Raw genomic sequence first — 11,640 nt, 5'->3', positions numbered from 1 at the left:
AAACACGCCTTCCGATAGATCCACAGCGCTGTATTCTCCTCGCTGTACTCCCCGGCTCCTCTCTCCTTCTCTTCCAGTTGCGCCCATGCCAGCCAAGCATCGTTATTCGCATTTTTCTCTAAACATGTCTTCCGATAGATCCACAGCGCTGTATTCTCCTCGCTGTACTTCCCAGCTCCTCTCTCCTTCTCTTCCAACTGTCCCCACGCTGTCCATACAGCACTGTCTGCTCCTTTTTCTAAACACGCCTTCCGATAGATCCACAGCGCTGTATTCTCCTCGCTGTACTCCCCGGCTCCTCTCTCCTTCTCTTCCAGCTGCGCCCACGCTGCCCATACAGCACTGTTTGCTCCTTTTTCTAAACACGCCTTCCGATAGATCCACAGCGCTGTATTCTCCTTACTATACTCTCCGGCTCCTCTCTCCTTCTCTTCCATCTTTCCCCAAGCCAACCATACCTGACCCTCTGCATGTTTTTCCTCACATGCCTTTCGATAGATCCACCGCGCTGTATTCTCCTTACTATACTCTCCGGCTCCTCTCTCCTTCTCTTCCATCTTTCCCCAAGCCAACCATACCTTACTTTCTGCGTGTTTTTCCTCACATGCCTTTCGATAAATCCACCGCGCTGTATTTTCTTTGCTATACTCCCCGGCTCCTCTCTCCTTCTCTTCCATCTTTGCCCAAAGCATCCAGGTATCATTTCCCCCATCTTTTTCAATACATGCCTTTCTCAGGATCCACGCCGGTGAATATTCTTCCGTCACATCCCATGAGGCGCCCTTTTTACTCAGTAAATCACACCATATTTTTAAATATTGAGTTAATAGCCACCGTCGGTCAAAGCACTGCCGGAACAGGATCAACTGGGTCCTTTCGTCCTGTTTTACAGCGGAAAATAATTTGTCATATATTTCCTTTGGCTGCGTCTTTATTTCATCCAGCACCCTGTCCACCAGATATTGACAGGTCTCCAGACTTGTCAGAGACAGTCCTTTACAAAGTCCTGTTATTTCCTTTAATGCCAGTTTTTTAAAGAGCCCATAGGTCCTGTCATATTGTCCAAATTTAAGCTCCAGCAATCCGATCAGTATCTTATCCGTCTCCTCCTGGGACAATCTGCCTCCATCAGAAAACAATTCGCGGTAAAAGAGATTGGAAATCACCTCGTGCCTTGTCTGATAATTTTCACCGTTCAACCGAATTTCCCTGCTCAGTGCCCTGCTTCCCTCCTGGGGGCTCATTCCAAGCTTTTCGCACACTTTTCTGAAATTTTCCTTAGTCAATTTTGCTCCGCATTTTTCTGCCAGGACAATATGTGCCAGGAGCAGCATTCCCGAATGGGACATATGGGATAAATTTTCTATAATCTGATGCGCGATCTCTTCCAGAGACTCCGCTTTATTTACCGCCAGCAGCATAGCCGCATACAGGAATCCATAAGAGTTTGTCAAAAATATATCTTTTATTTCTTTACGTTCTTTCATATGTTTAAGATTATTGCAGACACAGTCCGCAAATCCCCAGGCTTCCTTTGCACACAGTTTCGGCATCCGAACTTCCTGTATATCCCTCACGGAAATATGAAGCGACTGTTTCAACAGATTCCATTCATTTTCGCGTGATCCGATGATAAGCGTAATCCCTTCTTCTATGGCTTTATCCAAAACTTTTTTAAATACCGGCCGTTCCGGTGGATTATCCAGTATGAAGACCGAATGGTCGGGAATATTTCCTGAAAGCTCCGACAGACCATGTCCCCGATAATAAAAGACATTTGCCCCTTCCTGAAACAGCTTCGCACACATCTGCATCAGAGCTGTTGTCTTCCCTTCGCCGCCGGGTCCAAGCAGTACATACACCCCTCCCTCACAAGCCTTCTGATATAAATCATTTACAATATCACGTTCCACAATGAGATTTTCCGAAAAGGCCAGCTTCCAGCTGCACCTTTTTCCCAGCAGAAAATTTCGGATCTCATTCTGTTTCACAGCTTTATCGTTCCATTCTGACAGCGCTTCCTTTGTCATCCAGCAGCTCCCGTTTCCATACAAGCTGCTTTCTTCACTGTCAGAGGCTTTCTTTTTGTCGGCTTGTTCCCGTGAGTCACCCGTTAATTTATAGGGATCACCCTCGCCGTCCTCATGCATTTTCCCCTGATCGTCCGGATCCCATCTCATATATTTCATCCGCACTGTCCCAGTCTGCTCATCCCACAGATGCCAGATCATGCCGAAATCAGAATATGTATCACTTTTATCAGCAGATGTCCGGTATCCAACTACATTCGGTATCGTTACAGTACCTTTTTCTTCACCCAGTACAATGCTCTTTTCCTCTCTTTTCCGATTCTTCTGATGCCGGTCTCCGCTCAGATACGCGCAGATCCCCTCCTGGAGAAACATACCTGCCAATTCGTTTCTCTGATTTTCCTCCAAGTCATAAAAACTATTATGGCCGATAGCAATACACGGCAGGTTTCCCCGGCGCAGTTCATCCCGTATTTCCTGCGATGTTGCTGTCAATGTATCCGCCATTTGTCCGGTTTTTTCAGAACCGTCTGCAACCAATGTTGTATTTAAATGCAACAGGTTCAATTTTCCACGCCATGTTCTCACATGTGTGGTCATAGGTTTTCTGCCGTCTGTTTCATTATAAATTCCAATTTTTTTCACAAACTCTTCATAACCTTTATAACATTCAAGCAGTTTGTCTATCCTATTATTCTGATAGAGCTTTTCCGGATTCCTTTTTATAAAATCCAGAAGCGCTTCACGGTCAACCTCCCCTGGTATATTATTGGAAACATCATGATTTCCCGGTATCACAAAAACGTCTTTTTCCAAATCAATGTCCATAGCTTTAACAAGGCTCAGAACAAATTCTTCTGCATACACAAAATTATCCTGGATAAAATTATGAAAGTCACCTGTGATGACCAGCAGCTTTTCTCCCGAAGGCACTTCCCGCAGTGTCTCCCGGACTGATTCTAAGATAGCATTTTTCATATTGTTCCATTGGGGATCAGCTACAAGATGCAGATCTGAAATATGCAAAAGGTATATCATTATCATTTCCTCCAAAAGTATAAAATATCATCCCTTGTCAGCAGAACCTCGGGATGCCGTTCACAATGTTATCTCTATTATATAAAAATCGACCAAATAAGAAAAGGGCTGTCGAATTAATACTACATCTCACCAGCTCTTGAAGATCCCCGTTCCATACGCTACAATAAATTTATCTCAAACGCCGCGTCGGCGGCTTCAAAAAACAGAGAAACATATACAAGGAGCAATCTCTATGAAACCATATGAACGACTGTTAAAATACATTGCCATAAGGACTCCCAGCGACGAGGAGAGCGCCACTGTCCCCTCCTCCGCATGTCAGTTCGAGCTTGCCCAGCATCTCTTACGCGAGCTTTTTACGATGGGGATCACGGACGCCAAAGTGGACACAAAGTGCTATCTGTACGCCCACATCCCGCCCACGCCGGGATATGAGGACTGCCCCAGGCTCGGCTTTATCGCGCATCTGGACACGGTGTCCGAATTCTGCGACCGCCGGATCCTCGCGGAGATCCACGAAGATTACAATGGGAAGGACCTTCCCCTCGGCACGAGCGGACGCATCCTCTCATCGGATATGTTCCCTCATCTCCGGGAGCTCAAAGGCCGCACCCTGATCACAAGCGACGGCACCACGATCCTCGGCGCGGACGATAAGGCGGGCATCGCGGAGATCATGACCATGGCGGAGCGTATCCTGGACGAAGAGATCCCCCACGGTCCTGTTTCCATCGCATTTACCCCCGACGAGGAGATCGGCATGGGCGCCGCCCATTTTAATATAGAAGAATTCGATGCTGACTTTGCGTACACACTGGACGGCGACACGGAAGGGGAGATCCAGTACGAGAACTTCAACGCGGCAAAAGCGGAATTTCAGGTCACGGGCGTAAATGTCCACCCCGGCTCATCCAAAGACGTCATGGTGAATGCTTCTCTCGTGGCAATGGAGATCAACTCCATGCTGCCCGCAGATGAGACTCCCCGGGACACGGACGGCTACGAAGGTTTCTACCATCTGACGGACATGAAAGGGGATGTGGGAAGCGCGGTCCTCAGGTACATTATCCGGGACCATAGCGCTGAGAAATTCGAAGAGCGCAAAGAAACGCTCCGCAGGATTGAAAAGAAGATCAATGAAAAATGGGGACGCGGCACTGCCGTCCTCACCATAACTGATCAGTACCGGAACATGGCGGAAATCATCGCCGGCAGCATGCATCTGATCAGAAATGCTGAGAAAGCCTGTGAAGCCGCAGGCGTCACGCCTCTGATCCTTCCGATCCGGGGCGGCACGGACGGCGCGCAGTTAAGCTTTAAAGGACTTCCCTGCCCGAATCTGGGGACCGGCGGTCACGGATATCACGGACCGTATGAGCACATCACGGCGGAAGGGATGGAAGCGGCGTGCAGGATCGCACTGGAACTGGTGAAGATTTATGCTGAGGAAACAGGCACTGGCTCAGATCTGTGAACACAGACCGAGCAATACAGACCGAGCAATAGCAGCACCAAATGAAGTGGAGTGGATATGATGGATCATAATATTTTGAAAAAAAGTCTCAGGATCGCAGCTGTCCTGTCATTCTTCCTGTTTTGCGCCTTCGCTTTTTCCGGCTGCGGACATTACAGCAACCGGGAGGCCGCTGAATGGTTTCAGGAGAATGTGGTCGATGAAGGGATCATGGTCTCTAAAGAATACACGGACCGGGAAAACAGCAGCGGAGACGCGGAGCGTGTATGGACCGCTCATTTAAAAGATCTGCCGGAAGTAGAATTCGAACTTATCAGCCACAGGACAGTCTCTCTTTTCGTCACTTACGATATGGAAACCACCTATCATCTGGAGATGGGCAGATTTTATCTGGAAAATTATATGGACAGCAGCCCGTCCGCTCTCAGCGGACTCGAGACCGGCACGGATGTTTCGGAAGAGCACCTCACAGTCAGCGGGATCTACGATACCGCGTCAGAGATCGACACGATCTGCCGGGAAATGGGGAACCTGGAAGACTATATTGCAGCGCAGGAGTATCCCTGCCAGATCACTTACGCCCTCGCCTACCGCGAGCCGCTTACTTTTGACGCCGCAGAAGAGCCATTTACCATGCGGTACACCTGCGTATCTGAGGATGGAGGCGCATCCGATCCTGACATTCTCAATGCCGGCACACTTGCAGATACACTCCAGAACCGGGCGCGGAACGCATTCGCCGGATACGCCGCTGCCTATCGGCTTGAGACAGATCAGTTTACTGAAGACCAGCTTGATGCTGCGGCAGGCCAATACGGCAGTCTCCGTTTTTCCATCACCCGGCCTGACGGCACGGAGCTCTGCTATCCCGAGCTGATCCTGGCATACTATGACAGCATGTCTTTCGGCTGCCTTTACGAAGTCCTGGTACGGGAGGGCACATTTCAGGTATCCGGCACCCCGGAAGAATTTACCTTTACAGCTGCCAACGGCTCAGTCTGCTCTTTTTCCTATTCATACCGGGTGCCGGGAAACAGCTCAGACGAAACCTCCGGCGGGATGCCGCGGCTGGGATCCTTTTATTATCTCTCAGGTGAGACAAAAGTCATCCTGACAGACGCACCCCTGATAGACAGCGAACGCTTTTCCGCCCTGACAGGACTGACCTTTGACACCCTTGATCATTAATGCGCCAGAATGCTGTCCGGCAGGTAACCCGTTATATCCTCTCCGTCACACTTCCCGCCATAAGCGCTCCGCAATTTCCGCAAAATCAATCCTGAGATCCGCGTCAAAAACTCTGACCGGTACTTGGTCGGAAAATGAAAAGATCGTGATCTCCGGAGCATCTTCGCCCTCGAACCAGTAACATACATATCTCCTTTTTACCCCAAAAGGCAGGGCACAGATTTGCTCCATGCTCTGCCTCTTGTATTTTTCTGCTTTCTGGATCTTCGCTTTCCGAAAATGCATTACTCGATATCCGTCAGTTCAATCCCGTATGTAACGGATGCTGAGTAGTGCACGCCTTTCTGGACTTTCAGATTGTCACTGGTGGAGTCCGGGAATTCCAGGTTCGCCGGGCGGAGTTCATAGTTCATTGTCCCGTTATCCGTAAACGCGGCGAGCTCCATGCCCTTGATCTGGTTTTCGAGGGCTCCCATCTTAAACTCGCCCTCTGTGCCCTTGATATACAGGGTCAGTGTGTAATCTTTTCCTGTCTCTTCATTGACACCTGTCAGATACAATCTTCCGAATGTGCCGTTTCCTTTCTCGAATGTTACGGAGATTTTCTTTCCTTCCGGAATATATTTTACATCGCTCGCAGTCACCGGCACCTGTGTGTTCTCTGTAGCGCTGAGTTCTACCGTCTCAGGGACTGTGATCGTATATACCGGATCATTCGGCACATATAATGTCAGGTCTGTTTTTGCACTTGTTGTATTTTCCGCAAATACCGGCATTGCAGTCAGCACTGCCGCTGCTGCCAGGACTGCTGTTCCAGCTGCTAATTTTTTCATGTCAGTTACCTCCTGTACTCTGCAACTTTGTCAGACTACATGCAGAACAGCTTTCACGACTGCGCCGTTGAGCGGGGTCAGTTCCTCATCCATCGCGTAAGTCGAGATATTCAGATGGATCTCATAATCTCCGGCCTCCAGCGGTTCCGTCACATCAAACTCCCTCACTGCTTTTCCAGGTTCGATCAGATCTGATTCATAGATCGGGTTCTCACTGTCGTCAATCGTAACCGTATATTTGAAATAACATGTATTCTCCTCCGGATTCGCCAGGGTGATCTTCCATGTCGTTTCTCCTGCCGGGACTGTGATCTCTCCATACCCCGGGATCTTGATCCCGGTCTGTCCTTCTGACATATCTTTCATCTCGCCGTCCCAGTCTTCGGCTCCCTCTTCCAGCACGATCCCTTTCCCATCCGGGTTCTCCCTTCTGGTTCCGAATGTCAGGAAGAGTCCGGCAGCCGCCGCGAGGATGACCAGCACGGCTGCGAGGATGATCCACTGTCTTTTTTTCCTGTTCTCCTGATTCTGCATATATTCTGTACTCTTCTTTCTGTTTTCTTTGTTTCAGAACGCGGCCGTTTCCGGCCAGTGTTTATTCGGCGTCAGTCACTTCGATCCCAAACATAATACATCCCGTGTATTCGACGTCGTATTCATATCTTCCGGCAATGACCGGTTTGATCTGATACTGCTTTGTCTCATTTCCTGTAAAAGAGACAACTTCTTTTCCAACGCCGACTGCGCCTGTGGACGCATTTGTCTCGATCAGCTCCCCGTCTTCGGAAATGATCTGATAACGCAGGGATGTCTTTGGAGTCGTCTCAGCTTCTACAAGCATCTGATCATTATATTTATCCGTACCGGAGATTGTCACGGAAATCTTCTTTCCTTCCGGAAGATTTTTTACATCCGATGCCGTAACGTCTACATAGGTCCCTTCATTCCCCATGGCTACTGAGGCCGGGATCGTCACCGAATACTCCGGCTCCGCGGTTAATGTGATGCTGAGCTGCTGCTCCGCTTCCGCCGCCATGACGCCGGTCGGAAACACCATAGACGCAAGCGCTGCCGCCAATAATACCCTTGATTTTTTCATTCCTGTTATCCTCCTTCCTTTTTGCAAAAGGCCTTTTGTTAAAACAGGATAGCAGAGGGAAAGTCTCATTTTGTTTAAGGGGATGTAAAATTATGGTAAATTTTATCATGGCATTTAAATTTGAGAGAAAACGCTGCACAGAAAACACTAAGGGCTGCTGCGGAAATCCACAGTAGCCCCCCAAATACCAGCTCAGTGATTTATTTCATTTCTTAATTCCTGCTATATGACCCACTCCACCATAGCGCCGCTCGGATATGTTGACAATATTGCCGCTCCGACCGAGGGTGCCAGCGCTTCATACCTGGATAGTATCATCGGGCAGTCTACCTGAGCATAGTCCAAATCTCCAGCAGCCGGCTTTAAGTAAGACCATGCTCTTTCAATGAAACAGGTTATTTTTCCTGAAAAAATAATCAAATCAACATTTAACAGTTTTGTTACCAAGTCTACTGCCCATCCCACATAATACCCTAAAGCACGCATTCTCGTCTGATATTCTTCCGGATTATGAATCTGGAGTTCATTTATTTTTTATTTAATTTCCTCAGATGTAATTTTCCGGAATTCATCTCTGCTCATTCCTAAAACATCCCATATCAGCAAATGTTCCATACAATACATTCTTCCACAGGTACACCGCTCTTTCGGAAGAGCGTCACCTTCAAATTCCGGCATTCTTGGTATTTGAATATGTCCCAGTTCTCCGCTGAAATTACGCGCCCCGCGGATCACCCTGTTATTCAGTATTAATCCGCAGCTGATGCCGGATCCCAGATAAAAGCATGCTATATTTTTCTTTCCCGCATACTCATGGTTTTTATTATCAGAATGATACAAAGAAAACTTTTCACATACAGCCATCGCTTTTGCATTGTGATCTATAATCAGTTCAATATTTCTTTTTTTCAGCTCATATCTTGTGTCCGGCCACAACAATATTTCTTTTTTTATGTTTTTCAAATATCTGACATTATGAGAACGTATAATGATTTGTTTCTTTAAGTCTATTGATCCTGTGAGAGCAATGCCTATACTTATAATGGGTGGAAGCTCCCCTGCACCACTCGTCCGGGACAAATCATCCAATCTGATAATGTCCTGTATAATTTCATTTATGTATATTTCTAATGTAGCCAAATTATCTGGTGTATCAAAATATTTATACCCATATTCTCTGGTATTTTTCCTATGGACAAAAAAGCTTTGCTGAAATACCCCGTATTTATTACAGAGCTTGTCCATGTCTTCTGCTGAAATCACTTTATACTGTGCATTCACCAGCGTCAGCTTACAATGGGAACCACCTACACTGATTCCACACATATAAAATCTGTCCTTTACGATTTCCAGCTGTGGTGACATACTGATAAACCCGCTTTGTTCCAAAAACTCTAACTGCTTATTTAAGGTTTTAAAAGCAATATTCAGTTCCTTCGCTAAAACCGTTTTTTCTATTTCCGGATGACAACGAAGCGCATTTAATATGTCTCGGTTTTCATAATTAATTTGAAAAATCTCGCCTGCCATTAGTATTCCTGCTTTCTTATTTTCTCTATACGCAGTACAAACAGAACTGCTTCTATTAAAAAAGTAGTAACCCCATCCCGACCCAGTTACTACTTTACACTATACCCGTCATCTTATTTCCTCTTTTCAAGCTGTTTATTTTTTGCACACATTAAAGCCTGGCTTATATGTATTTACTAAAGTCAACGGTATCCGGCGGCGATTTGAAATTTGTTTCCTGCAAGCAGCCGTCTCCTCCGCTGTTCTGGCTTTTCAATTTTTCTTTTACCATCCTGTATTCATGGTCATAATCCCGATCTTTTTCATATTTCTTCTCATAAAGCTCTTTTGGATCGAGCTGGTTTTCAATATTCTGCCGATGTTCCAATTCCTGCTTTTCCTTATTATGCCTGTATTCCTGCTCTATCTCCTCCATTCTAAAATTATGTCTCTGCTCGCACCATCTTAACACAAAATCATAGGTAGGAATCAGGACACATTGAGAAAAATAATAAGCAGTATTTATCAGCATGATCATGCCCCACAATACATTATAATCATTAAATCGAATCACTCCCGAAACAGCCAGGCCGCTGATAAGCCCCCCGCTCCCACGGTGCCTCCTGAAACAAAAAGCACGTTTTTGACAGGAAGTTTTGCTTTTTTACTTACGGAATCACAAGTTTCTTTTCTGGGAACCGCTTCAGTTTCGGGATTATCACTTTTTTTAACATAACTTCCCCCCTCTCTTTTTGAAATATGTCGGACGATTAAGTTAAGAATATTTAATCATCATACAATTTCTTAGTCAATATGATTATTGTATTTTCAAATCAAAAATCAGCTATATATGATTGTAATTTGCAATCGATGATTTTGCAGGCAAATCTATACCTAAAATATTTACATAAAGTCAATCCGGTCTTTCAGAACCGCCGCAATACTCCGGCCCTCGTTTGCGTGGCGCGGTTTGATTTTTAAAATTGCCATCTGCCGCCCCTCCTTTCCCCAAAAAGAAACCGGGCACGATAGCTGCCTACCATGCCCGATTTCTTATTGATCCTCTGTTTTCTCCGGAAGTTGCTTGATCTGTTCCGCCTCTGCAAGTACCTTCAACTGATACTGTGCAATCTGCTGGAGCATTTCAAAGCGTTCTTTCTTGCTATACCCCTGTTTAATCAGTTCTGCATTGTGTGTCTCCAGATTGGAGAGAACCGTCAGCTCCGGAATGGAAGCGTAGTCCCGGATATTGCTGTTTTTAGCCAGGGCCGGATTTGCTTCGCGCCATTCTTTTGCCGTACAGCCAAAGAGAACCACGTTCAAAAGGTCGGCTTCATCCGCGTAGGCCAGCCACTCCATATCCTTTTTGTAGTTGCGCTTCGGCAGCACATAATTCTTCACCGCGTCAGTGTGAATGATATAGTTGCTTTTGGAAAGGAACCGTTTGGCACTCCATTCCAGCTTTAGGCGGTCATTTTCCTCGTCCTTTAACCGCTGGTATTCCTTTAACAGATACAGCTTAAAGACCGGGCTGATAGCAGAGCCAAATTCAAAGGCAATATCCTTGTGGGCATAAGTGCCGCCGTACCGTCCGGCCTGGACATAAATGCCAATCGCATTGGTTCGCTCAATCCATTCTTTTGCGCTGAGCGTAAAGGCATGTAATCCGGCTTCGTTTTTAAAGTGGTCGAATTCGACCACTTTAAAATCCGGGTTATACATGATCTCCCAGGTTCCGAGAAACTCCAGGGTTGAGCGCGCCCGCAGCCAGTTCTTAATCACATCGCAGCCCGCGCCGCATCGGTGCGCGCCTTTGCCATATCCGTCAGGCTGATATAATCTCTCTGGTCAACGTGCATAACGGTGACAGGAACATTCTGCACCGTAATTAAGGTCGTTTTCTTCACCATATCCCACCTTTCTTTGCGGTAAATCAATCGGATGTCTTTAGTATAACGGAACCAGTCTCCATTGTAAAGGCGCGGCTCGAAAGCAACACCTTTTGAAGTGAGCGCCGTCCGAAAACGGCGTATTTATGCGGTTTTTTGAAGCTAATCCCTACAATTTAGCAGCGACCTGTCTGTATGTATTTGTTGATTGGTGGAAGGTGTCCCTATGGCTAATTTGCTTTTCCATATTTATACTTTAAATTCGCATGCTTTTCAAATATCATGAGCGAACTTTTCCCCTTCAAATATCCCACGATTTCTGATACAGAATACTTCGGCGGTATCCTTACCAGCATATGGATATGATCTGGGCAGCATTCTGCTTCTATGATTTTTATTCCTTACCTTCTGCATAGTGTTCCCAATATCTGCCCCACATCGGCTTTTATTTGTTTGTAGATTACCTGTCTGCGGTATTTCGGTGCAAAAACAATGTGATACTTGCATTCCCATTTCGTATGAGCTAAACTATTTACGTCCATTCTTAGGATCTCCTGTGCTATTTTATTTGTGGTTT

The 11,640-nt window shown here is 46.4% G+C and carries 10 protein-coding genes and 2 pseudogenes; 2 read left to right on the top strand and 10 right to left on the bottom strand.

Annotated features, from left to right (window positions below; all coding sequences use genetic code 11):
* On the bottom strand, window positions 1–3,068 hold a 3,068-nt coding region (locus B5G27_RS09860), incomplete at its 3' end, for a P-loop NTPase (protein WP_087178718.1).
* Window positions 3,069–3,303: 235 nt separating this feature from the next.
* Here B5G27_RS09860 and pepT point away from each other — a divergent pair.
* The gene (pepT, locus tag B5G27_RS09855; RefSeq protein ID WP_087178717.1) at window positions 3,304–4,545 is read left to right on the top strand and encodes a peptidase T; all 1,242 of its coding nucleotides are present in this window, start codon (window positions 3,304–3,306) and stop codon (window positions 4,543–4,545) included.
* Between the two features lie 57 nt (window positions 4,546–4,602).
* The gene (locus B5G27_RS09850) at window positions 4,603–5,733 is read left to right on the top strand and encodes a hypothetical protein (RefSeq protein WP_143449691.1); all 1,131 of its coding nucleotides are present in this window, start codon (window positions 4,603–4,605) and stop codon (window positions 5,731–5,733) included.
* Between the two features lie 45 nt (window positions 5,734–5,778).
* On the opposite strand, the gene B5G27_RS09845 is transcribed toward B5G27_RS09850, so the two are convergent.
* The 9 genes and pseudogenes from B5G27_RS09845 to tnpA form a co-directional block, all read right to left on the bottom strand.
* The gene (locus B5G27_RS09845; RefSeq protein WP_087178715.1) at window positions 5,779–6,018 is read right to left on the bottom strand and encodes a hypothetical protein; all 240 of its coding nucleotides are present in this window, start codon (window positions 6,016–6,018) and stop codon (window positions 5,779–5,781) included.
* A complete protein-coding gene (locus B5G27_RS09840) occupies window positions 6,018–6,566 on the bottom strand; it encodes a hypothetical protein (RefSeq protein WP_087178714.1) in 549 nt (182 codons plus the stop codon). The genes B5G27_RS09845 and B5G27_RS09840 overlap by 1 nt, the downstream gene beginning before the upstream one ends.
* Window positions 6,567–6,596: 30 nt before the next feature.
* Window positions 6,597–7,100 carry a hypothetical protein gene (locus tag B5G27_RS09835; RefSeq protein WP_087178713.1) on the bottom strand — a complete coding sequence of 168 codons (504 nt, stop codon included), beginning with the start codon at window positions 7,098–7,100 and terminating at the stop codon, window positions 6,597–6,599.
* Between the two features lie 61 nt (window positions 7,101–7,161).
* Window positions 7,162–7,665, bottom strand: a complete 504-nt coding sequence (locus tag B5G27_RS09830; RefSeq protein ID WP_087178712.1) for a hypothetical protein — start codon at window positions 7,663–7,665, stop codon at window positions 7,162–7,164.
* Between the two features lie 222 nt (window positions 7,666–7,887).
* Window positions 7,888–8,112: a hypothetical protein gene (locus tag B5G27_RS09825; protein WP_143449690.1), complete on the bottom strand. Its 225-nt coding sequence runs from the start codon at window positions 8,110–8,112 to the stop codon at window positions 7,888–7,890.
* An 87-nt stretch (window positions 8,113–8,199) separates the two neighbouring features.
* The gene (locus B5G27_RS09820) at window positions 8,200–9,195 is read right to left on the bottom strand and encodes an ROK family transcriptional regulator (protein WP_087178710.1); all 996 of its coding nucleotides are present in this window, start codon (window positions 9,193–9,195) and stop codon (window positions 8,200–8,202) included.
* Window positions 9,196–9,358: 163 nt separating this feature from the next.
* Window positions 9,359–9,610 carry a hypothetical protein gene (locus tag B5G27_RS09815; RefSeq protein WP_087178709.1) on the bottom strand — a complete coding sequence of 84 codons (252 nt, stop codon included), beginning with the start codon at window positions 9,608–9,610 and terminating at the stop codon, window positions 9,359–9,361.
* A 617-nt stretch (window positions 9,611–10,227) separates the two neighbouring features.
* Window positions 10,228–11,084 (bottom strand): annotated as a pseudogene (locus tag B5G27_RS09810) (KilA-N domain-containing protein).
* 221 nt (window positions 11,085–11,305) lie between these two features.
* Window positions 11,306–11,605, bottom strand: a pseudogene (tnpA, locus tag B5G27_RS09805) (IS200/IS605 family transposase); the annotation flags it as partial.
* Between the last annotated feature and the right edge of the window lie 35 nt (window positions 11,606–11,640).

Source organism: Lachnoclostridium sp. An76 (assembly GCF_002161355.1).
Lineage (GTDB): Bacteria > Bacillota > Clostridia > Lachnospirales > Lachnospiraceae > Mediterraneibacter > Mediterraneibacter caccavium.
Note: the sequence above shows the minus strand (reverse complement) of the source record. Positions and strands in the feature narration are given on the sequence as shown.

Coding starts and splice junctions, on each gene's coding strand:
- B5G27_RS09850 (WP_143449691.1), top strand. CDS start 4,603: ATGATGGATCATAATATTTTGAAAAAAAGTCTCAGGATCGCAGCTGTC.
- B5G27_RS09820 (WP_087178710.1), bottom strand. CDS start 9,195: ATGGCAGGCGAGATTTTTCAAATTAATTATGAAAACCGAGACATATTA.
- B5G27_RS09830 (WP_087178712.1), bottom strand. CDS start 7,665: ATGAAAAAATCAAGGGTATTATTGGCGGCAGCGCTTGCGTCTATGGTG.
- B5G27_RS09815 (WP_087178709.1), bottom strand. CDS start 9,610: ATGGAGGAGATAGAGCAGGAATACAGGCATAATAAGGAAAAGCAGGAA.
- B5G27_RS09840 (WP_087178714.1), bottom strand. CDS start 6,566: ATGAAAAAATTAGCAGCTGGAACAGCAGTCCTGGCAGCAGCGGCAGTG.
- pepT (WP_087178717.1), top strand. CDS start 3,304: ATGAAACCATATGAACGACTGTTAAAATACATTGCCATAAGGACTCCC.
- B5G27_RS09845 (WP_087178715.1), bottom strand. CDS start 6,018: ATGCATTTTCGGAAAGCGAAGATCCAGAAAGCAGAAAAATACAAGAGG.
- B5G27_RS09835 (WP_087178713.1), bottom strand. CDS start 7,100: ATGCAGAATCAGGAGAACAGGAAAAAAAGACAGTGGATCATCCTCGCA.